Source organism: Bacillus sp. NPDC077411 (genome assembly GCF_044543425.1).
In the GTDB taxonomy this organism is placed as follows: Bacteria; Bacillota; Bacilli; order Bacillales; family Bacillaceae_G; genus Bacillus_A; species Bacillus_A bruguierae.
In genome coordinates this window covers 407,852-430,358 of record NZ_JBITWA010000002.1, presented here as the reverse complement: position 1 = coordinate 430,358, position 22,507 = coordinate 407,852, and the positions used below count along the sequence as shown (strand labels likewise).

Annotated in this window: 18 protein-coding genes and 2 pseudogenes; all 20 read right to left on the bottom strand. The window is 36.8% G+C overall.

From position 1 onward, the window contains the following. Positions 1–5: 5 nt before the first annotated feature. The 20 genes and pseudogenes from mutS to yfmF all read right to left on the bottom strand — a co-directional run bounded on the left by mutS (position 6) and on the right by yfmF (position 22,459). On the bottom strand, positions 6–2,672 hold the full coding sequence (gene mutS, locus ACIGHG_RS05520) for a DNA mismatch repair protein MutS (protein ID WP_396547469.1): 2,667 nt from the start codon (positions 2,670–2,672) through the stop codon (positions 6–8). A gap of 128 nt (positions 2,673–2,800) precedes the next feature. Further along, on the bottom strand, positions 2,801–3,349 hold the full coding sequence (gene cotE, locus ACIGHG_RS05515; RefSeq protein WP_336473232.1) for an outer spore coat protein CotE: 549 nt from the start codon (positions 3,347–3,349) through the stop codon (positions 2,801–2,803). A 215-nt stretch (positions 3,350–3,564) separates the two neighbouring features. Beyond that, positions 3,565–3,996 (bottom strand): YlbF/YmcA family competence regulator, encoded by a 432-nt coding sequence (locus ACIGHG_RS05510; RefSeq protein ID WP_090912859.1) that lies wholly within the window; start codon positions 3,994–3,996, stop codon positions 3,565–3,567. 3 nt (positions 3,997–3,999) lie between these two features. Beyond that, positions 4,000–5,529 carry a tRNA (N6-isopentenyl adenosine(37)-C2)-methylthiotransferase MiaB gene (gene miaB / locus ACIGHG_RS05505; protein WP_090912857.1) on the bottom strand — a complete coding sequence of 510 codons (1,530 nt, stop codon included), beginning with the start codon at positions 5,527–5,529 and terminating at the stop codon, positions 4,000–4,002. Between the two features lie 330 nt (positions 5,530–5,859). Further along, complete coding sequence (locus tag ACIGHG_RS05500) at positions 5,860–6,726, bottom strand: 2-oxoacid:ferredoxin oxidoreductase subunit beta (protein WP_090912856.1); 867 nt, start codon at positions 6,724–6,726, stop codon at positions 5,860–5,862. Then, entirely contained in the window at positions 6,713–8,470 is a 1,758-nt protein-coding gene (locus ACIGHG_RS05495; protein WP_336473231.1) for a 2-oxoacid:acceptor oxidoreductase subunit alpha, read from the bottom strand. The genes ACIGHG_RS05500 and ACIGHG_RS05495 overlap by 14 nt, the downstream gene beginning before the upstream one ends. A 245-nt stretch (positions 8,471–8,715) precedes the next feature. After that, positions 8,716–9,639, bottom strand: coding sequence for a dipeptidase (locus ACIGHG_RS05490; RefSeq protein ID WP_396547466.1), 924 nt, complete (start codon positions 9,637–9,639; stop codon positions 8,716–8,718). A gap of 148 nt (positions 9,640–9,787) precedes the next feature. Next, a complete protein-coding gene (gene spoVS / locus ACIGHG_RS05485) occupies positions 9,788–10,048 on the bottom strand; it encodes a stage V sporulation protein SpoVS (RefSeq protein ID WP_020059065.1) in 261 nt (86 codons plus the stop codon). A gap of 148 nt (positions 10,049–10,196) precedes the next feature. Further along, positions 10,197–10,991, bottom strand: a complete 795-nt coding sequence (locus tag ACIGHG_RS05480; protein ID WP_396547464.1) for a TIGR00282 family metallophosphoesterase — start codon at positions 10,989–10,991, stop codon at positions 10,197–10,199. Between the two features lie 182 nt (positions 10,992–11,173). Beyond that, positions 11,174–12,736: a ribonuclease Y gene (gene rny, locus ACIGHG_RS05475; protein ID WP_090912848.1), complete on the bottom strand. Its 1,563-nt coding sequence runs from the start codon at positions 12,734–12,736 to the stop codon at positions 11,174–11,176. 799 nt (positions 12,737–13,535) lie between these two features. Beyond that, positions 13,536–13,961 (bottom strand): annotated as a pseudogene (locus ACIGHG_RS05470) (recombinase RecA family protein); the annotation flags it as partial. Positions 13,962–14,283: 322 nt separating this feature from the next. Further along, positions 14,284–14,898: pseudogene (gene recA, locus ACIGHG_RS05465) on the bottom strand (recombinase RecA); the annotation flags it as partial. Between the two features lie 152 nt (positions 14,899–15,050). Beyond that, entirely contained in the window at positions 15,051–16,289 is a 1,239-nt protein-coding gene (locus tag ACIGHG_RS05460) for a competence/damage-inducible protein A (RefSeq protein ID WP_336473228.1), read from the bottom strand. Positions 16,290–16,310: 21 nt separating this feature from the next. After that, a complete protein-coding gene (gene pgsA, locus ACIGHG_RS05455) occupies positions 16,311–16,889 on the bottom strand; it encodes a CDP-diacylglycerol--glycerol-3-phosphate 3-phosphatidyltransferase (RefSeq protein ID WP_336473227.1) in 579 nt (192 codons plus the stop codon). 64 nt (positions 16,890–16,953) lie between these two features. Continuing rightward, positions 16,954–17,844 (bottom strand): helix-turn-helix domain-containing protein, encoded by an 891-nt coding sequence (locus tag ACIGHG_RS05450; protein ID WP_396547513.1) that lies wholly within the window; start codon positions 17,842–17,844, stop codon positions 16,954–16,956. 21 nt (positions 17,845–17,865) lie between these two features. Further along, a complete protein-coding gene (locus ACIGHG_RS05445) occupies positions 17,866–18,651 on the bottom strand; it encodes a DUF3388 domain-containing protein (protein ID WP_090912837.1) in 786 nt (261 codons plus the stop codon). A gap of 151 nt (positions 18,652–18,802) precedes the next feature. Further along, positions 18,803–19,051 (bottom strand): DUF3243 domain-containing protein, encoded by a 249-nt coding sequence (locus tag ACIGHG_RS05440; RefSeq protein WP_090912835.1) that lies wholly within the window; start codon positions 19,049–19,051, stop codon positions 18,803–18,805. 110 nt (positions 19,052–19,161) lie between these two features. Further along, positions 19,162–19,875 (bottom strand): elongation factor P 5-aminopentanone reductase, encoded by a 714-nt coding sequence (gene ymfI / locus ACIGHG_RS05435; protein ID WP_090912834.1) that lies wholly within the window; start codon positions 19,873–19,875, stop codon positions 19,162–19,164. 21 nt (positions 19,876–19,896) lie between these two features. Beyond that, positions 19,897–21,183 carry an EF-P 5-aminopentanol modification-associated protein YfmH gene (gene yfmH, locus ACIGHG_RS05430; RefSeq protein ID WP_336473225.1) on the bottom strand — a complete coding sequence of 429 codons (1,287 nt, stop codon included), beginning with the start codon at positions 21,181–21,183 and terminating at the stop codon, positions 19,897–19,899. Position 21,184: 1 nt separating this feature from the next. Then, a complete protein-coding gene (yfmF, locus tag ACIGHG_RS05425; protein WP_336473224.1) occupies positions 21,185–22,459 on the bottom strand; it encodes an EF-P 5-aminopentanol modification-associated protein YfmF in 1,275 nt (424 codons plus the stop codon). Positions 22,460–22,507: the final 48 nt, after the last annotated feature.

The window sequence follows — 22,507 nt, the reverse complement described above, 5'->3', positions numbered from 1 at the left end:
CTTACTCATCCTTTCTTCAACTTTTTCTGTAAACGGTACAGTTCATTTAACGCTTCTAACGGTGTCATATCAAGTAAATCAATTTTTTTAATTTGCGTTAATACTGCTGTTTCTTTTGAAACAAGCGCAGGTTTGTCTTCTTTTTTCACTCGTTGTTCCGCCGTAAAGAAGGATAGCTGTGATTCTTCTTCCACTTCTTCTGGCAATGCATCTAGTTCTTCTTTTACGACTACAGGTTCTTGCACTATTTCTTCTGAAACTTTCATTTCCGTTCGTATCGGAATGATTACTTCCTCTTGTCCTTCAAGCTGCGCTAATACTTCTTTAGCACGAGCAATTAAGCTATCTGGTAGCTCTGCAAGCTGAGCAACGTGAATACCGTAACTCTTATCTGCTGCTCCTTCTTGAATTTTATGCAAGAAGACAACTTTTCCATTTTCTTCAATTGCTGAAACATGAACATTTTTTAGGTTATCTAAACTTTCTTCTAGAACTGTTAATTCATGATAGTGTGTTGAAAATAGCGTTTTCGCACCAATTTGATCATGGATATGCTCAATAATTGCTTGCGCTAGTGCCATACCGTCATACGTAGATGTACCGCGTCCAATTTCATCAAATAAAATTAAGCTTCGTTCCGATGCATTCGCAATCGCATTTTTCGCTTCTAACATTTCGACCATAAACGTACTTTGGCCTGAAATTAAATCATCAGCTGCCCCAATTCTCGTAAAGATTTGGTCAAACACAGGTAGAACTGCTTCTGCTGCCGGTACAAAACAACCGATTTGCGCCATCACGGTAATCAGTGCTAATTGACGCATATACGTACTTTTACCAGACATATTTGGACCAGTGATTAAAAAGACATCCATATTTTCAGGCATAATACAATCATTCGGAACATACAATTTTCCATTTAATACTTTTTCAACGACCGGATGACGACCATCTTTAATAAAAATTTCTCGTTTTCCCGTTAATGTTGGTTTTACAAATTGTTCTTCCTCACTTACAGTTGCAAAGCTTTGAAGGACATCTAATTCACTAATAATTTTTGCTAATTGCTGCAATTTCGGAATAAATACTTTCACTTCTTCACGAAGAGCTGTGAATAAATCATATTCTAACTGAACGATTTTTTCTTCTGCTTCTAAAATTAATGTCTCTTTTTCTTTTAGCTCATCTGTAATAAAACGTTCTGCATTCGCAAGTGTTTGTTTCCGCTCATAACGCCCTTCTGGAAGCGCAGATAGATTTGCTTTTGTGACTTCAATATAGTAGCCAAAAATACGATTATAACCAATCTTTAATGATTTAATTCCCGTTATATCACGCTCACGTTTTTCAAGTTCTGCAATCCACGTTTTCCCGTTTTTGCTTACATAACGATACTGATCTAATTTCTCACTGTAACCATCTTTTATAATGTCACCATCTTTTATCGAAAGCGGCGGGTTTTCTTGAATACTTCTCTCTAGTAACGCCGCTAGACTTTCGCACGGATCTGCGCCTTGAATTAACCTTGCAGCATAAGAATTATCTAACAGACTAACCGCTTCTAGAATGGCTGGTACTTGCAGTAAGGAACGCTTTAATTGCAGTAAATCGCGCGCATTAACACTACCATATGAAACTTTTCCTGCTAACCGCTCTAAGTCGTATACTTCTTTTAGTTTTTCTTTTAAATCTTCACGTAAGAAATAATCGTTCACAAACGTTTCAACCATTTCTAAACGTTCTTCAATTTTTTCTTTTTGGATGAGCGGACGTTCCATCCACTGTTTTAACATACGTCCCCCCATCGCTGTTTTCGTTTTATCCAAGAGCCATAGTAACGAACCTGTTTTTTCTTTTGTTCGAATGGTTTCTGTTAGTTCTAGATTACGTTTAGAATGGACATCAATCTTCATAAATTGATTTGTATAATAAATTTCCACAGGTTGCAGGTGATCTAAAGAACGTTTTTGCGTTCGTAAGACATAGTTAAATAAACGTCCAACTGCTGCAAGTAGTTTTGTTTGCGTCACATTTTGAACGAGATGCATAAGACTCTCTGGAATTTTTGTTTCTTCCTCATATGAAACTGTCATTTTTAGTGTTGCTAACAGCTTGTCTAGTTCTTCCTTAGAGAACGTAGAAGATACGACAATTTCTTTCGCACCCGTTGCGTATACTTCTAGTAATACATCTTCAAGTGTTCCCGTTAATAATGTTACTGTATTTTGCCCTGTCGTTAAGTCATTACAAGCTAATGCATAGGAACCATCCTCAAACTGTGCTAATGCTGCAAGGAAATTATTTTCCTTTTCATCTATCGTACGACCTTCCATCATCGTTCCTGGTGTAATTAATTGAACGACTTCACGGCGTACAACACCTTTTGCTGTTTTCGGGTCTTCAACCTGTTCACAAACTGCTACTTTATATCCTTTTTCAATCAATTGTTCAATGTAATTTTTCGCAGCGTGATACGGTACGCCACACATCGGAATTCGTTCACTTCCGCCCCCATCACGACTTGTCAATGTAATTTCAAGTTCATGTGCTGCTTTTACAGCATCTTCAAAGAACATTTCATAAAAATCACCTAATCGAAAAAATAAAAAGGCATCTTGATAATCTGCCTTGATTTTTAAATATTGCTGCATCATCGGCGTGTACTGTGCCATTTTGCTCCTCCATATATCTCTCTTTTTCACTTTAAGAATATATTATAACACAATTATACACAAATGATTTTGATCCATCATCTGAAACATATACAAAAAGCTAGGAAGATGTTCTTCCTAGCCTCAGCTTATTCTTCTTCCGCTTCCGCTTCTACGATAAAGTTCGGATCCAGTTCTTCAAACTCATCATCATCCACTTCAAATTGCGTATCATCTTCTTCACAACCATCTGGATTCACACTTACACAAATCTTTGTTTCGCCGACAACCTCTATGACAAATTCACGTTCTACTGTAACAACCATTTTATTCCCATTTGGTGAAATCACTGCTTCTAAACAATTTGGATGTTGCACGACACGTGCAATAATTTCGATATCTTCCCCAGAAACCCCCTTATCACGATAGCCAATTTTCACGTCATCTGTGTAATGCACACGCTCTGTTACCACTTCAGTTTTCGTATTTTCATCATGCGAATACCATGTATTAATGTCATAGTATCCTTCGATTTCTACATACTTTCCATTCTGTTTTGCTTCGTATGCATGGTTAATAACCCAGCATCCCAGAATACTTGTCGGCGGATGATTCGGCTCAACAGTGTGAGTTGTTTTCATATACTTACGCCCTTTTCCCACAACTGCTTTCGTAATAATCTCTCTAAATTCGGACATACGAAACCCTCCTCAATGAATGTTCAATTCATTATATGCGGGACAAATGCGGAATGTGTTATTCTTTTTTGAAAAAGCCATGCACCTTTCATTTTATAATAGAAAATCTCTGATTATCAGAAGTTGCAAACAACCATTGAAACTTCAAGAAGTGCATGATAAATTATCATCTATTAGAAACGAAACAAAAAAAGATGCCGAACTCGACATCTTTTTTAGCATCCACACGTGCCTTTTTTATTTGCTACTTCAGCACCTGTCTCTCCTTTTAACACATCGCCGCCAGTTGAAATTAAAATTTCATCTGTGACCGTGTTTGAAATTGTACTTGCGACAAGCTGCAATAAATCATTTACATATGTTTGAGAAGATTTAAACTGTTGGACAACTGGAATTTCATCTAGTTTATCTTGCAGCGCATCAATATCCGATTCTACCTTTTTTAACGCTTCCCATTTCCCATAATGCTGTAAATTTACTGCTTGTTTTTGCAAAACTTTAATTTCATCAATCGTACGTTTTACATTTTCATTTTTATGAATTTGCGCTTCTGCACGTTTAAAGAAATCTACTTCTTCTGTTTCAGAAATCATTTTTGCTAATTCTTTCGCCTGTTCTACAATTTCATCTTTTGTAAAGATTTTCATCTTTTATTTCACCTCAATCGGCTCCTCAACCAATTCCCCGTTTAGAGACCAAGTTTTTGCTTTTGTTACTTTCACTTTTACAAGCTGACCGATTACAGATTTTGGAGCTACGAAGTTTACAAGTTTATTGGCACGTGTATAACCTGCAAGTACATCAGGATTATTTTTACTTTCTCCATCAACAAGCACTTCAACAATTTGCCCTTCATACGTTTTATTCTTCTTCGCAGAAAATTCATTTACTAACGCATTTAAGCGTTGCAAACGTTCTTTTTTCACTTCCATCGGTACATTATCCTGCATTTTTGCAGCTGGTGTACCTTCACGTGGTGAATAAATAAATGTATATGCACTATCAAATCCTACTTCACGATATAACGACATCGTTTCTTCAAATTGTTCATCTGTTTCATTTGGGAAACCTACGATAATATCTGTCGTTAATACTGCATTTGGAATCGCTTCTTTAATTTTACGTACAAGTTCTAAATAATGTTCACGTGAGTATTTACGTGCCATAATTTTCAACATATCCGTACTTCCAGATTGCACCGGTAAGTGAATATGTTCAACTAAATTACCGCCTTTTCCAAGTACCTCAATTAAATGATCATCAAAGTCGCGCGGATGGCTTGTTGTAAAACGAATACGTGCTACGTCAATCTTACGAAGTTCATCCATAAGATCCCCTAAACCATATTTCATATCTTCGAAGTCTTTTCCGTATGCATTTACGTTTTGACCAAGTAGCGTAATTTCTTTATAACCATTTGCCGCTAAATGACGTACTTCTTTAATAATGTCTTCAGGATGGCGACTACGCTCTTTACCACGTGTATACGGTACGATGCAGTACGTGCAGAATTTGTCACATCCGTACATAATGTTTACCCACGCTTTAATATCCCCGCGGCGTACTTTTGGAAGATTCTCAATGACATCTCCTTCTTTTGACCATACTTCAACAACTGTCGCTTTCGCAAACATAGCATCTTTTAAAATGTACGGCAGGCGGTGGATGTTATGTGTACCAAATACCATATCTACATGCTGATGCTTTTGCATAATTCTGTTTACGACAGATTCCTCTTGTGACATACAACCACATACACCAATTAAAAGATCAGGATTTCTTTGTTTTAAAGATTTTAAATGACCAAGTTCCCCGAATACTTTATTTTCAGCATTTTCACGAATTGCACATGTATTTAGTAGAATCACATCTGCATCTTCTGTAGAGAATGTTGGCTCATATCCAAGAGTCGTAAAGATGCCAGCCATTACTTCTGTATCATGCTCATTCATTTGACATCCATAAGTACGGATATAAAACTTTCTTCCAGCACCAAAATTACGAAACTCTTCTGGTAAGCCAAAGTCACGTTCAATTTTAACTTCTTCTTTTCCACGTTTTTTCGCATCTTTTAAAGAAGGTGGTTGATATACACTTTCAAAATATTTACTGTAATCTTTTTCTGCTTTTTTAGTAGTTGAAGTTGCTTGTTGACCTGCTAATCGTTGCTCTTCGTTCATGAATAATCTCCTTTCAACCTTACATATACAAAGTTTTAACTTTTAGTTGTTGTTTAAATTGTTTTTATAAAAAAGCATATCGCTTCATTCCTATACACATTATTATAGTATAAAGCGTTCAGTCAAATTAAACAATAGAGATAGCTTGGATTCATGAACGATTTCACCTGATACTAAGAGGAATAAGGGGAGCTCATATAATATGACTCTCATTTATTATTTTATCATTCTGAATTTTCACAGTAAAGAAAGTACATCTTATTTATGAATAGACGTAATCATAATTTTGTATTAGAAAAGGCTACCGAAGCTTCGATAGCCTTTCATCTATTACATGAACTCTGCTACAAGCTCATCAAACATTTTTTGATCCATTTGCAGATCAGCATGAACTAATGGTTCTTCACTATAGCCTTTTACAAGCTCTTGGTAAGAAGGTTGTTCTGTATTTTGATAAATTAAACCTGTTACTAAACCTTTGTTTTCCATTAATGTTTGCATAGCAAGCATACGATTAGATGGATCATATCCTTCTACTTCGCTAAGTCTTGTTAAGTTCTCCTTGAACCAATCGTACGTGTTTACCTTGTTATATGTTACACATGGACTAAATACGTTGATGAGAGAGAACCCTTTATGTTGAATACCAGCCTCAATTAGCTGTGTTAATTCTTTTAAATCACTAGAGAAACTTTGTGCTACGAACGTTGCTCCAGCAGTTAATGCCATTTCCATTACAGATAACGCTGGCTCAATCGATCCTTGCGGCGTACTTTTCGTTTTAAAGCCCGCTTCACTACGTGGTGAAGTTTGACCTTTCGTTAAACCGTAAATTTGGTTATCCATAACGATGTACGTAATATCAATATTACGACGAATAGAATGAATTGTATGTCCCATTCCGATTGCAAAGCCGTCACCGTCACCACCAGATGCGATAACTGTTAAATCACGATTTGCCATTTTTACACCTTGTGCAATTGGAAGGGCACGTCCATGAATACTATGAACACCGTAAGAGTTAATATAACCAGAAATACGACCGGAGCAACCGATACCAGAAATAACCGCTAATTCATCAGGATTCAACCCTACATTTGCAGCAGCACGCTGAATTGCTGCTTGCACTGAGAAATCACCGCAACCTGGACACCAGTTTGGTTTTACACTATTACGAAAGTCCTTAAATGTTGCCATTTAAAACAACCCCTTTTTTGCATTCGTTGTAAATTTCTTTTGGCAAGAATGGGTTTCCGTTATATTTCAGCAGACTAGAAATTTTCTCACCAGAGCCAAGATTCATCTTCATAATATTAGCAAGCTGTCCAGTTGCATTGTTTTCTACAACGACAACACGTTTTGCATCTTTCACAAGCGGCAGCATCTCATCCGTTGGGAATGGATGAATTAAGCGAACATGAGCATGATTTACTTTTAATCCATCTTGCTCTAAACGTTCCATCGCTTCTTCAATTGCACCACGAGTTGAGTTAAAGCCTACTAATAATACATCAGCGTCATCATATTTTGCATTTTTATATACAGGGGTATTAAACTTAATATTCTCCATTTTACGGAAACGTTTGTCCATTTGTGCGCTGCGGTTAAGCGCTGACTCAGATGGTTTACCTGTTTCATCGTGCTCTACGCCTGTTACATGGTGAATACCATTTTTCATACCAGGTACAACACGTGGTGAAATGCCATCTTCTGTTACTTCATAACGTTTGAAGTATGCTTTATTTTCACGCTCTGGTAGCTCAGCATGTAAATCAAGTTTACCGCGGCGAATTTCAACTTTTTCTAATTGAAGCGGTTCTACTGTTTGTTTACCTAAAGAAAGTTGTAAATCTGTTAAAAAGATAACAGGAACTTGGTATTCTTCAGATAAGTTAAACGCTTCGACAATATCATAAAATGCCTCTTCAACAGTACTTGGCGCCATAACGATTTTTGGAATCTCACCATGCGTTCCGTAAATCATTGCCATTAAATCAGATTGTTCTTGTTTTGTTGGTAACCCTGTACTTGGTCCACCACGCTGTGTATCAATGATTACAAGAGGTGTTTCTGTAATCCCGGCTAATCCAATTGCTTCCATCATGAGAGATAAACCAGGACCTGCTGAAGCTGTTAATGTACGTACACCAGCATAGTTTGCACCAATTGCCATCGTACAAGCAGCGATTTCGTCCTCAGTTTGAATAACCGTTCCTCCTACTTTTGGAAGCTTCTTAATTAAGTATTCCATAATCTCAGAAGCAGGTGTAATTGGATAAGCAGACATAAAACGAGCACCGCCAGCTACTGCACCAAATGCGATTGCATCGTTCCCAATCATAAACATACGTTTTTTTCCATCTGCTTTTTCAAGTTGCATCATATTTACTTTTTCGCCGAGCAATTCTTTCATATACTGAGAGCCGCGTTGAATTGCTTCCATGTTCTTCTGAACAACTTGCTCTCCTTTACGACTGAAAATTTCATCTACAACTTCTAAATACACTTTTTCATCTAACCCTAATACCGCACTAGACGCTCCAACCGCAACCATGTTTTTCATTAAAGATGTACCTAGTTCAGAAGCAATATCCGTAAATGGAATTGCATATAAAGTTACATCTGTTCCTTCAGGAATGCTTGGATTGAATTTTGCATCTGCAACAACAATTCCACCAGAACGTAGTTCGTGGAAGTTAAAATCAATTGTTTCTTGATCAAATGCGATTAAAATATCTAAATCATCTGATATCGCGCGTACTTCTGTTGTACTTACGCGAATTTTATTGTTTGTATGACCACCTTTAATTCGTGATGAAAAATGACGATAACCATATAAATAATAACCTAGTCGGTTTAATGCAATACAGAAGATTTCTCCTGTACTTTCAATTCCTTCACCTTGTTGGCCTCCAACTTTCCATGAAAGTTGACTAATCATTTCCTACACCCCTTTAACTGCATACATTGTAGTGTATTTTTTTACAGTACTAGTTTAGCACTTTTTAAGACAAGAAACTACAATGGACACAAATTATACCTCTTCTGATTTCAGTGAATGTTTTGCATAATCTTAATTCGTTTACAATTCTAGCCCTACAACAGTAAAAATGCAACAATTTGATACAGTTTTATTGAGTATTTTTCAAATTTTCTAACTTCTTACCCCTCTTTTATAACAATGTCTTAGAATGGAATATGGTGTATAAAATTACGATATATGAAATTATGAACTTGATCTTCTTTATAGCGCTTTAATAGTTCATTTATGACATAGTCATAATGCTCATATCTTTCCACATGTTCGACTGTTTCCGTGATTCCATCAAAATCTGATCCGAATCCAACATTCCTCTCACCACCAAGCATACATACATGCTCTACATGGCGCAATATATCATCCGTACAAACAGACTTGTTTGCAGCTAAAAACATTGGAACGAATGTTATCCCAATCATTCCGTCTTTTTGAATTAACGCTCTTATTTGTTCATTTGTTACATTCCTTGGATGCGGACATAACTCATAGCTATTTGAATGCGATGCAATAGGATAATCAGCAAGTTCCATCACATCCCAGAACCCTTTCTCTGACAGATGAGAAACATCTGTCCATATCTTGTAACGATTTAAATCTTCCACTACTTTTTCTCCAAACAGTGTTAAACCGCCACCTCGAGACTCTAACGCTCCATCAGCAACTAAATTCGCGTAGTTCCAAGTAAGTCCAACAGAACGAACACCAAGATAATACAACGTTTGTAGCTTCGTTAATTCTTTTCCAATTGCATCGCATCCTTCTAAAGTTAAAAGGGCTCCTATATCATCTTTTTCTAATTGCTGAATATCTTCTTTTGTCCGGATCAAGTTTATATTCGGCAGTGCCAAAATTTGTTCATGAAATATATTCGCCATCTCTAATGCAACTGCAAATCGCTGTCCATATGGAATTTCTTCCGGTACATAAATTGCAAAACACTGAATACTACCGCCCTTTCGTTTTAATTGATCGTATGTAATATGTAAAAAAGAATCATTTTGAAAAGTTCGCTTGCCTTTCCCGAGCCATAGCTGCCACAATACATCACAATGCGCATCAAAAATTTTCAATGCTTTTCATCCTTTCTTCCTAAAATATCCTTACATTCCATCAGTGGTAAACTTCATCCACCCCTCCGAATTTTAAATTGAGGGCCTTATTGCCCACAAATAGAAGAATAAAAATGACCTGTTTGCAAATGCAAACAGGTCATCCAATTTAACGAGGCTCTACAATTAACTTAATTGCTGTACGTTCTTCACCATCAATCATAATATCTGTGAATGCTGGGATACATATCAAATCCACACCACTTGGCGCCACAAATCCTCTCGCAATTGCTACTGCCTTTACGGCTTGATTCAATGCACCTGCACCAATTGCTTGCATTTCTGCTGAACCACGCTCACGAATGACTCCAGCAAGTGCACCAGCTACAGAGTTAGGTACCGAAGTTGCTTTAACTTTTAATATTTCCATTGCTCGTTTCCTCCTCGTTTCTTTAAAAAATATTAGCGATTGAATTCACTTTTAACTTATATTCACGAGCAATGATTCATATTCCTGCTAAAACCCTCTAATTTTTCTAAAAAATTAAAATATATTCTCTTTTCTAATTTTTTATTTTTTATTCAAAAAAAGGCTGATCATCATTAATTAAAATACGATCAATTTTTTTAGCTTTCCCTGTATTTGGATCTACATCAATTAGTACAGCACTTAACTGCGTTCTTCCATTCGTTACTTCAAATCGCACTGGAAGGTTTGTTAAAAATTTCTTCAGCACAGCTTCGCGATCCATTCCTAAAATCCCATCATATGGACCTGTCATCCCAACATCTGTAATATAAGCCGTTCCACCTGGTAAAATACGATTATCCGCTGTCGGAACATGCGTGTGCGTTCCAACAACTGCTGTAGCACGTCCATCTACATACCATCCAAGCGCTTGCTTTTCACTCGTTGTTTCCGCATGAAAATCAATAAAAATAATGTTCGTACGTTTTTTCGCAATTTTAATCAATTCATCCACTTTTCGGAATGGACAATCAATTGGCGGAAGGAATGTGCGGCCTTGTAAATTAATTATCGCTACTTCTATACCATTACAGTTTACAAAAACAAGTCCTTTTCCTGGTGTTCCTTCTGGGAAATTTGCTGGTCTTGCAAGATACTTTGCATCATCAATAAACTCAAAAATTTCACGGTTATCCCACGCATGGTTTCCAAGTGTAACTGCTTGTGCACCGCACTCTAAAAAGTTACGATAAATTTTCTCTGTAATTCCACGTCCACCTGCAGCATTTTCTCCGTTAATAATTGTAACTGTAGGTGTATATTTTTTCTTTAATGCAGGCACGTAATCTTGAATCATCTTTCTTCCTGGCGAGCCTACTACATCCCCAACAAATAAAATTCTCATTGTTCTTACCCTTTCCATCTATACATTCTTCGCAGTTTCTTCTCATAAACTGCAACCTTCACTTATAAAAATACGGATCTTCTCACATTTTCCTATTTCGTGAATCATTTCCGATTCTACAAGCTTTTCTATATTGTGTCCATTCTCAGCACAAAAAAATAAAGTGGTGCAACACCACCACTTTATTTTGCATATTCAACTGCACGAGTTTCACGAATAACAGTAACTTTAATATGTCCTGGATAATCCAGTTCATTTTCAATACGTTTTCGAATATCACGTGCTAAACGATGAGCCTCTAAGTCATCAATTGTATCTGGTTTCACTAAGATACGAACTTCGCGTCCAGCTTGGATTGCATAAGATTTCTCAACACCTTCATAAGACTCAGAAATCTCTTCAAGCTTTTCAAGACGACGAATATAATTTTCAAGCGTCTCACTTCGTGCTCCAGGTCTTGCTGCTGACAGTGCATCTGCTGCTGCCACAAGAACTGCGATAATAGAAGTCGGTTCTGTATCTCCATGATGAGATGCAATACTATTGATAACCACTGGATGCTCTTTATATTTTGTCGCAAGCTCGACGCCAATTTCAACGTGGCTACCTTCAACCTCATGGTCAATTGCCTTTCCGATGTCATGCAATAAACCAGCACGACGAGCAAGCTTTTCGTCTTCACCAAGTTCAGCTGCCATTAATCCAGCCAAGTAAGCAACCTCCATAGAGTGTTTTAAGACGTTTTGACCGTAACTTGTTCTAAATTTCAAACGACCTAAAATCTTAATTAAGTCTGGGTGTAATCCATGTACACCTACTTCAAAAGTCGTTTGTTCTCCAACTTCACGAATATACTCATCCACTTCACGTCTTGATTTTTCAACCATTTCTTCAATACGCGCTGGGTGAATACGTCCGTCTTGTACAAGTTTATCCAAAGCAATACGAGCAGTTTCACGACGAATCGGATCAAAACCTGATAGGATTACTGCTTCTGGTGTATCATCAATAATTAAATCAATACCCGTTAATGTTTCTAGTGTACGAATATTACGTCCTTCACGTCCGATAATACGACCCTTCATTTCGTCATTTGGGAGATTTACAACTGAAACCGTTGTTTCGGCAACGTGATCAGCAGCACATCTTTGCATAGCTAAAGATAGGATTTCTTTCGCTTTCTTATCTGCTTCTTCTTTTGCACGTACTTCAGTTTCTTTTACCATAACAGCGATTTCATGCGAAATTTCATTTTCAACTTTTTCTAAGATAATAGCTCTTGCTTGTTCACGCGTTAAGTTAGAAATTCGCTCTAATTCATCTTGTTGTTTTTGTACTAACTCTCCCACTTTGCTTTCCAAATCTTCAATCTGCTGTTGTCTTGCTACAAGAGATTCCTCTTTCTTTTCTAACAATTGCTGACTTTTCTCAAGCGATTCGTCTTTTCGATCAAGGTTCTCTTCTTTTTGCATTAAACGATTTTCTTGTTTTTGCAACTCGCTTCTTCGGTCACGAATTTCTAATTCTGCTTCTGTACGAAGTGTATGAATTTCATCCTTTGCTTCTAATAGCGCTTCTTTTTTCAGTGCTTCTGCTTGACGATTTGCATCTTCTACAATGCGCTTCGCTTCATTGGCCGCACCGTTAATCTTCGCTTCTGCAATGGACTTTCGAACAAAAAACCCAACAACTGCACTGACGATGGCCAGCAAAATGGAGATGAGTATCCAAAATTCATTACTCATAAATTCACCTCCTCTTGCTATGAATGAAAAAAGACTGCATGGATGTACATTGTTTGCACCTGCAACGTACAGCGATGACCGTCGTCCCGCCTTTTCAAGGGACTTTCTTCATTTCACAATTAAACTAGACATATGCTTATTTCGGAAAGTATACGTCCTCTCCGAATGTTACTTCTCTTCTTGAGAAGAGTGTGTCGTATATAATATAAGAAAAAATATACATTATCATTGTATCTACCGCTATTTTCATTGTCAAGCATTGTCTACCTTTACTTTCTTTACCTATGATAAAGTGAAACTTTCCATCAGTAAGGTTTCTTTATCCCTCCACCGATTATTATATATATACAAGTTAAAAAAAAACGACATAAACCCCATTTCTTTTTAGGGGAAACAAGAGCATCTGGCCACGCATAGAAACGGTCAGGGCCTTTTCCTACCACATGCAATGTTTAAAACAAACGGAGAAAGCAAGTAGCGGTCATGTTGTATTCTGCATAACAGCTACTTATAAAGAAAAGCGGAAGCAGCTCGCTCAGAACAAGAGGGGGATGGAGCTTCTGACATAGAGGCGCTTTTTGCCTCGGCGGAAGACGCGAAGCCACCGACTGTTCTAGCCGCTGGAGCTGGATCATAAAGAAAAGCGGAGACGACTGTTTAGACATGAGGGCCTAGGAGGCAGAGCTAGACAAAGGTGTCGAAAAATTAAAATAGATTTATATAATTAAATTCATTTAAAGTAGGATATTACTCTTCGTAAATAGCGGGATAAAAAATAAAAGACACGAAACCGTGTCTTTTAATCATTAAGAAGAGTCATATCTTCTCCACTTCCAGATGCACCCTCTTCACCAATACCATAATGTTCACGAATAAAGAATGCTATTTCATCTGTAACTTCTGGATTTTCTTTTAAGAATTGCTTCGCATTTTCGCGCCCTTGTCCTAAGCGTTCCTCATTATAAGAATACCAAGCTCCGCTCTTTTGAACGATATCAAGTTCAGATGCCATATCTAAAATTTCGCCTTCTCTTGAAATTCCTTCTCCGTACATAATATCAACTTCTGCAACGCGGAAAGGAGGCGCTACTTTATTTTTTACTACTTTCACTTTTGTTTTATTACCAACAATATCGTTACCTTGCTTTAACTGCTCAGCACGACGTACTTCTAGACGCACTGTTGAATAGAATTTCAACGCACGTCCACCTGGAGTTGTTTCTGGCATAATTCTATAGATTTTCCATCTCTATAGCGCGGACTATCTCTTCATCTCTTTACAGAGAGCCTTGCACTTCCAGCAGGAGCCTATCTTCTGCCGTACCCTACTCAGTTAACTTTAAACGTCCTTTTCGGTAGTCTCTACACCTTCTTCATACCATTCTGAAGCTTGGCACGGTATTACCCTATTATTTGGAGGGCTTCACCGTTAGCAGCTATATAGCTACACCCTTAGGCAATAAGGTTCACAAGGTTTTTTGAACATGCTATCACTAGCAAGGGAAACCCATAGTAAACTCCTTAATCTATAAAGATTAAGCAACCATTTGTTGATTTCCAAACATAACCCCAACTTTTTCACGAATTTGGTTAATGAAAATTGCGATTGTTTTTGACTTGTTAATCGCACCAGATAATTTACGAAGAGCTTGTGACATTAAACGTGCTTGTAAGCCAACGTGAGAGTCACCCATTTCTCCTTCAATCTCCGCTTTTGGAACAAGTGCTGCTACAGAGTCAATAACGATAATATCAATTGCACCGCTTCGTACTAATGCTTCCGCAATTTCTAGCCCCTGTTCTCCTGTATCTGGTTGAGATAATAATAATTCATCAATGTTAACACCTAGTTTTTGTGCATATACAGGATCCATTGCATGTTCTGCATCAATAAATGCCGCTTGTCCGCCTTGACGCTGTACCTCTGCAATCGCATGTAAGGAAACTGTTGTTTTACCTGAACTTTCAGGTCCATAAATTTCAATAATACGGCCTCGTGGATAGCCACCAACTCCAAGGGCAACATCAAGTGCCAATGAACCACTTGGTACAGTAGAAATCCTACGTTCCGCTTGCTCCCCTAGTTTCATAATAGAGCCTTTACCGAATTGTTTTTCTATTTGTTTTAACGCCATATCTAATGCCGCTTGACGATCACTCATTCAAAAATTCCTCCTTAACTTAAATGCTAATTTTATTATACATATTTTCTTCCCATTATGCCAACAAAAATCGAACGTTTATTCGTTTTTTTTATTTCCAGTAGATGAAAACCTCTATTTTTCTATAGAAAATAACAGAAGCTAGAAGAGATTTATATCTCTTCTAGCTTCTTATACAGATGATAAAACCCATATTTTACAGTTCGTTCACGAATTTGCTGACGACTTCCACTTAATGTAAGGGGAATAACTACCGTTGGCTGTTCATCTATTGCTAAGCCGATAAACACTGTTCCTGGCTCTTTTCCTTCAGACATATCCGGCCCTGCTACTCCAGTAAAACTAATTCCGATATTGGCTTGCATCAGTTTTTTCACATTTTCAGCAAGATAACGGGCACAAGCTTCACTAACAGCTCCATCTGTTTGTAAAGTCTTTTCCGGAACATGTAAAACATGTTGCTTTACATCATTGCTATAACAAATTACGCCGCCTGTAAACAGAGAAGACACACCGGCAACCTCAGTAATACGATTACCAAATAAGCCACCTGTTAAACTTTCAGCACATGCAATCTTCAAACATTTTTGTTTGAGCAAAGTAATTGCTTTTTGATGAAGAAGATCTTGATTATATCCATAAAAAAATTGCCCTACTCTTTGTAAAATCAATTCTTCTACATGATTTATCAAAGATTCAGCTTCTTTTGCATCATGGTGCTTTGCTGTCAAGCGAAGCGTTACTTCTCCTTCAGAAGCAAGGGGAGCAATGGTCGGATTCGTTTGAGCATCTATTAAATCTTGAATCGTTGCCTCTAATTGTGATTCTCCAATTCCAAAAAATCGAAGAGTGCGAGAATATAGATTCTCACCAGATGTAAAAGGAAGAAGCCAATTCTCTACATAACTTGTATACATTGGATTCATTTCTTTAGGTGGTCCTGGAAGTAAAATATACACCTTGTTATCTTTACATAATCCCATACCCGGAGCCATACCATGATCATTTGCAAACACAGTTGCTCCCCTTAAAACAAGAGCTTGTTTTTTATTATTTTCTGTAAACTCTCTTCCCGTTCTTTTATAATAATCAGCAATGGAATCAAGTGCTATTTCATCATATACAAGCTCTTCCTGCAAGGAGGAAGCAATTGTTTCTTTCGTTAAATCGTCTTTTGTTGGTCCTAAACCACCTGTGAAAATCAACATATCTGCACGTTTTTGAGCGATTTCAATTGCCCGACGTAATCGATTATTGTTATCCCCAACGACAGTGTGATAATATACATCGATTCCGATAGATGCCAGCTTTTCTGATAAAAATTTGGCATTCGTATTCGCAATTTGCCCAAGCAATAGCTCTGTACCAACCGCGATAATCTCTGCATTCATCTTCCATTCCCCCATAAGCCGTTATTTCGAATCCACAAAAACTCCTCTATTTTTCCAGAAATAATCCCATCCTGAAATAATAGTGAAAATAAGTGCAACCCATATTGAAATATCTGCAATTGGAATATGAATTAAATTAAATGGAACATCGTGAAGTAAGTAGGCAGAAATTGCAATAACTTGCATCCACATTTTAATTTTCCCAGGCATCTTCGCAGCAGCCACTTCCCCTGTACCAGCTAATACAAGACGCAAGCCTGTAACAGCAAATTCTCGGCTAATAATAACAACCGCCATCCAAGCCGCTACATAATGTAAATCTACAAGCGTAATTAATGCCGCAGATACCAATAATTTATCCGCCAAAGGATCTAAAAATTTCCCTAAATTCGTTACAAGATTATGTTTTCTTGCATAATGGCCATCAATCCAATCTGTCGCAGAAGCAATAATAAAAACAAGAGCTCCAGCTAAGTGCTGAACTGGCAATTCTACATCTCCAATTGTATACACTCCCCAATCAAATGGAGCGAGCATAATAATTAAAAATACAGGAATTAAGCATATTCTTGATACAGTAATTTTATTTGGTAAATTCACAGCTATTCCTCCATCATGTCAAAAACAGTTTATGCATTGAAAAAAGTCATCGGAACGATGACTATTATTGTGCAGGTTGTTCCCCTAAGTTTTTAATCACCAAAATTTGATGACGCATTTCTTCTGTATTTTGTGGGAATTCAATAACTTGACCGTTAATTTTAATTTCAACATTTGGCGCACTACCAATGTTTAAACGCGCAACTTGTTCTGACGATAAATCCTGTTGTTGTGTTTCATCCTTATTTAAAGTACCTGTATAGAATACTTTACCACTTTCATTTTTAATATCTACATAACTTGTACCTTTTGCTGTTATTTCTAGTTTAAACTCTTTATTATGGCGAAGTTCTAATATAGATTCTTTCCCATCCTTGTCAACAACTTTAATCTCTTGTTGAGCTGTATTTTGTTGCTGCTGAGGTTGTTGAGGTACTGCTTCTTTTTTCTCTTCTTTTTTCTCTTCTTTCTTTTTATCAAGAGGAGAATTTTCCGCTTTTTCCACTTCTGTTTGTGCATTTTTCGTTTGTTTTACTTGACTATCGTCATTTTTACCTAAAACAAACTGAAATACAAACCAAATTGCAACACCAACAGCAATAACAAGCAATGTAATTAAAATTTTAGGCATATGGTCTGCAATTGGCGATGACGCTGCTCTTTGCACAGTTTCCTGCGCTTTTTGTCCCGTTGGAACTTGCGGAACACTCTGAGAAGCCGTCTGTGGTATTTCGTGTCTATATTCTTCTAGTGTCGCCTCTCCATTTAGCCCAACTGCTTCCGCATATTGCTTTATAAAGGCACGTGCGTAAAAATCCCCGGGCATTATACTAAAATTTCCTTCTTCAATACCAATTAAATAGCGTTTTTGAATTTTCGTAATTTCCTGCAGCTGATCGATGGAAAAACCTTTCATTTCTCGTGCTTCTTTCAGCTTTTGTCCTAATTCTGTCAATGCTAACACCTCAATATTTCTTTAAAAGTCGAACATAGAAAAATTATTTTGATTTCCCTGTTCAATTTCATCTACTAGACTGTATTGAATTTCTTCATCGTAATCATTTCGCAATTCAATAATGTAATCAAAATCATCAAGTGTATATTCTGACTGACTCACAAATACATCTGGATGCTCTACAACCTTTGTTGCTGGCAATCTCATAATTTCGCGAACAAGCTGCCAGTGTCGTTCATTTGCGCGCTTCGTTGAAACAATTCCATCTAAAATAAAGATATTATTATCATTATATTCATCTTCAATTAATTGACTGCGTACCGTCTGTTTAATAAGAGTAGACGACACAAAAAGCCAACGTTTATTTGCACACACACTTGCAGCAACGATGGACTCGGTTTTTCCAACGCGCGGCATCCCACGAATTCCAATTAATTTATGGCCTTCTTTTTTCATAAGTTCTGCCATAAAATCAACAAGTAAACCTAATTCATCACGAACGAAACGAAATGTTTTCTTATCATCCGCATCCCGTTGTATATATCTTCCATGCCGAACTGCTAATCGATCACGAAGCTTCGGTGGACGATATTTCGTTACAGTTATATTATCCATCGTATTTAGAATTGATTCAAGTCTAGAAATTTGTTCTTGATTATCGCACATTAATAATAATCCGCGCCTAGCATTGTCTACCCCATTAATTGTTACAATATTAATACCAAGCATACCGATTAACGAAGAAACATCACCAAGCAAGCCAGGTCGGTTTTTATGTATTTCATACTCAAAATACCATTCAATCATTTGATGACACTCCCCTTGCTTACTTTACATCTACGTACTATATTATATGATTTTCTCTTAATAGGAAAGTGAAATGTATAATCGAGAACTCAATTTAATGTAGAGATTCTCAAAATCGACAAAAAAAGAGAGGATTCTTCCTCTCTTTTCGCTACTTATGGTTGACCATTTTCACCATTAAGTTTGCAATTGTATGTTGCTCCTGTTCATCTGCAACCTTCCAAAGCTCCATCAATAATTTTTCTTGGTCATTTCGTGCTTCTACTTCATTTGCTAAATAATCCCCAATGCGATAAGCCATATCAGAAATTGCACCGCCGTCTAAGCCTTTTCCTTGTGCTTGATCTAAACGCTCTCCTAAAAAGCCTTTCCATTGTTCAAAGTTATCTAATACTGACATTGTTAAGCACCTCGCTATAAAGTAATGGAGTCATGTTTACTATTTGCCATTATGTCCTTTTTTATGTACGAGAGCAAAAAGTAAAATATGATACTCCTTACTTTAAGCAATTAACAATGCCAGCCCCCATTAACCCCAATAATTTGACCTGTTATATAAGATGCTTGTGAAGAAACTACAAATGCAACTGTATTTGCCACTTCCTCTGGCAGCCCTAATCGACCAAGCGGAATTTCTTCTGCAATCTCTTGCTTTTCTTCATTCGAAAATATATGCAGCATCTCTGTTTCAATTGCACCTGGAGCAATTGCATTTACTCGTACACCGCTTAATGCAACTTCTTTTGCCAATGCTTTTACATATGAATTTTGTGCTCCTTTTACCATAGAATACAACACTTCACAGGAAGCACCTATTTGTCCCCAAATGGAAGAAATAACGACAATATTCCCACTTCGGTTTCGAATCATTGAGGGAAGTGCAAATGAAACAAGTTTATATACATTTTTCACTTGCAGTTCCACCATCTCATTTAATTGTTCATCGGTAATATCTGTTTTTAACCCAAAGATACTTTTTCCAGCTGCATATACAACAGTATCAATTGGATGATAGATTTGCGACCATAGTTGCCAAGCACCATCTATTTCTGATAAATTAGCTTGAACTGGAATAATATCTTTCAGTTCTTGTTCTAATTGCTGAACTCTCTTTTCACCTTGGTTATAATGAACATACACTGTGTAGCCATCTTTCACTAACTGTCTTACAATGGCAGAACCGATTCCCCCACTTCCCCCGGTAACTAATGCAAACTTCTTCATCTTTTTCCTCTCTCTACTACATTATTTCTTCGGAAGTACCTGGCAAATACTTACTCGTTCTTCTTTTAAAAAGCTTTTCGAAACTGTTTGTAAATCTTCAATTGATAAACTTTCCAAAACAGATAATGCGTCAAACAAACTAGACCCATTAAATGCATATCGTGTGAACTGATTTGCAATATACTCTGGTGAATTTAGCGAGCGTAAAAAACCACCTATTTTCTTCTTTTTCACACGCTCTAACGTTTCTGCGCATAACTCATCATAATCTGTTTGCAACAAAATATCAGTTACGCGCTTTGCTAGTTCATCCGGTTGCTTCGTATCTCCGCCAATCATCGCAAAACCGAAACTGCTTTCTTCTGTATAATCATACGAAAACGTATCATCAATTAACCCTTCATTATACAATGTTTCATAATGGGTAGAACCTTTTCCAAATAAATAATCTAACAGAAGCGTTAAAGCAATTTCTTGTTTCAGCAAGTCTTTTCCTTCTTGTTTCAAGTCTTTCGTTTTCACACCAACTAAACATTTCGGTGTTTGTACTGGCATTGTAATGACCATTTTTTTCTCATTTACTTGTTCTGGTTCTTCATCAAAAGACCGCGCAATTTCTGAGGGAGCAGTATAATTTTTCTTCGCTTGATTTTCACGCACTAAATTCATTGTCTTTTCTGGATCAATAGAACCAACAACAAATAATAACATATTACTTGGGTGATAAAATGTATGATAACATTCATACAGCAAATCTTTTGTAATTTCGCTAATCGAATCAATTGTTCCAGCGATATCAATCTTTACAGGATGTTTCCTATATAAACTATCAATTAACCCAAAGTATAAGCGCCAATCTGCATTATCTTGATACATTTGAATTTCTTGCCCAATAATTCCTTTCTCTTTCTCAACAGTTTGTTCCGAAAAGTATGGATCTTGCACGAAATCTAACAATGTTTCTAGATTCGTTTCAACGTTTGATGTACAAGAAAATAAATATGCAGTTCTTGTAAACGATGTAAATGCGTTTGAAGAAGCTCCTTGCTTACTAAATAATTGAAACGCATCGTGATCCTCTTTTTCAAACAATTTATGTTCTAAAAAATGTGCAATTCCATCTGGTACACGAAGCATCTCGTCTTTCTCAAGCGGCACAAACGTATTATCAATAGAACCATACTTTGTCGTAAATGTTGCATACGTTTTATTAAACCCTTGCTTTGGGAGAATATATACTTCTAGGCCATTGGACAGTTTTTCGTAATACAGCGTTTCTTTTAATTGTTCATACACGATTTTTTCCATCTTAAACACCCTCCGTCCCATGTAAGAAGTAAATTGTATCTAGCTGAATATTATTTGCTACTTTAACGATTCCATCTTTCGTTACTCGTTCAATCTCTGTTAACCATTCTTCTACAGGGCGGTCATAATTTGCAATTACTCCATGATACAGAAGTTCTACAAGACCGCGCGGCGTATCAATTGTCTCTAAAATTTGATTTTTAATCACACTTTTTGTTTGTACGATTTCCTCATCAGTAAAATCGCCATTTTGCATCGCTATCATTTGTTCTTTAATAATCGTAACAGCTTTTTCATAATTTTCTCCCTCAATTCCAGACATTACAAACAGAAGTCCTTTATGACTTTCATAACGAGAAGCAGCATAATATGCCAAGCTGTTTTTCTCACGTACATTAACAAATAATTTCGAATGCGAGAAACCACCAAACAAGCCATTAAATAACTGCAAAGCAAAATAGTCTTCGTCACGATACGTAATATACGTGCGGTATCCAATATTTAATTTACTTTGTTTAAGTTCTTGTTTTTCTACAACCTCTTGCTCTTCCTCATTTTTCTTATGAAGCAATACATTTCTTTCTTTCGGTTCACGTTTAGAAACAGAAAAATACCGTTTCACAAGGTCAAGAGCTCCTTCTTCAATATCACCGATAATGTATAAATCCATTTCATCTTCAGCTATTACTTTTTTATAATATTGATACAACGTTTCGTTTGTAATCTTAGAAACGTGCTCTTTTTGACCATTTGCACTTAAGCGATACGGTTCTACTTTACACATTTCTTCGATAAGGCGTTCATTGGCATAGCGCATTTTATCATCAAACGTAGATTCAATACGCTGCACGAGTGCACGTTTTTCACTTTCTACTACCGTTTGTAAGAAACCACTTCCTTCTGTTGCTGGTCTTAGTAAAATATCAGCAAGCATAGCAAGCGCTTTTTCAAAGAGCGGCGGCGCTTCTTGTAAATAAGTTTCATTGGCAATGTCTATATAAATAGAAATAATATGATCCTCACCCTTTTTACTTACATCAACAGCTAATGACGAACCATATAACTCCTCTAAATATTGACGAATTCGAATAACAGATGGGTGTGTTTCTGTAGCACTTTGTAATACATAGGGAAGCAAGGCCCGTTCTGTTACCGTTTCTTCACATAACGGTGACTTTAACCGTAATACAAATGTATTCGTTTTATATTTTTCTGTTGGAATCATATGTACGCGTAATCCACCTAATTCATGTGTTTCTTGTTTTATAAGATCCATTCGTAAACCTCCTCTAAAAAGGAATTTTCTTCTTCAATATACAGTTTT

What these genes read in the sequence shown, in the direction of transcription:
- ACIGHG_RS05440 (WP_090912835.1), bottom strand. Translation starts at nt 19,051, where the DNA reads ATGTCAGTATTAGATAACTTTGAACAATGGAAAGGCTTTTTAGGAGAG.
- miaB (WP_090912857.1), bottom strand. Translation starts at nt 5,529, where the DNA reads ATGAACGAAGAGCAACGATTAGCAGGTCAACAAGCAACTTCAACTACT.
- cotE (WP_336473232.1), bottom strand. Translation starts at nt 3,349, where the DNA reads ATGTCCGAATTTAGAGAGATTATTACGAAAGCAGTTGTGGGAAAAGGG.
- rny (WP_090912848.1), bottom strand. Translation starts at nt 12,736, where the DNA reads ATGAGTAATGAATTTTGGATACTCATCTCCATTTTGCTGGCCATCGTC.
- yfmF (WP_336473224.1), bottom strand. Translation starts at nt 22,459, where the DNA reads ATGGATCTTATAAAACAAGAAACACATGAATTAGGTGGATTACGCGTA.
- ACIGHG_RS05510 (WP_090912859.1), bottom strand. Translation starts at nt 3,996, where the DNA reads ATGAAAATCTTTACAAAAGATGAAATTGTAGAACAGGCGAAAGAATTA.
- ACIGHG_RS05495 (WP_336473231.1), bottom strand. Translation starts at nt 8,470, where the DNA reads ATGATTAGTCAACTTTCATGGAAAGTTGGAGGCCAACAAGGTGAAGGA.
- ACIGHG_RS05500 (WP_090912856.1), bottom strand. Translation starts at nt 6,726, where the DNA reads ATGGCAACATTTAAGGACTTTCGTAATAGTGTAAAACCAAACTGGTGT.
- ACIGHG_RS05460 (WP_336473228.1), bottom strand. Translation starts at nt 16,289, where the DNA reads ATGAATGCAGAGATTATCGCGGTTGGTACAGAGCTATTGCTTGGGCAA.
- ACIGHG_RS05445 (WP_090912837.1), bottom strand. Translation starts at nt 18,651, where the DNA reads ATGATTGAATGGTATTTTGAGTATGAAATACATAAAAACCGACCTGGC.
- ymfI (WP_090912834.1), bottom strand. Translation starts at nt 19,875, where the DNA reads ATGAAGAAGTTTGCATTAGTTACCGGGGGAAGTGGGGGAATCGGTTCT.
- spoVS (WP_020059065.1), bottom strand. Translation starts at nt 10,048, where the DNA reads ATGGAAATATTAAAAGTTAAAGCAACTTCGGTACCTAACTCTGTAGCT.
- yfmH (WP_336473225.1), bottom strand. Translation starts at nt 21,183, where the DNA reads ATGGAAAAAATCGTGTATGAACAATTAAAAGAAACGCTGTATTACGAA.
- ACIGHG_RS05480 (WP_396547464.1), bottom strand. Translation starts at nt 10,991, where the DNA reads ATGAGAATTTTATTTGTTGGGGATGTAGTAGGCTCGCCAGGAAGAAAG.
- mutS (WP_396547469.1), bottom strand. Translation starts at nt 2,672, where the DNA reads ATGGCACAGTACACGCCGATGATGCAGCAATATTTAAAAATCAAGGCA.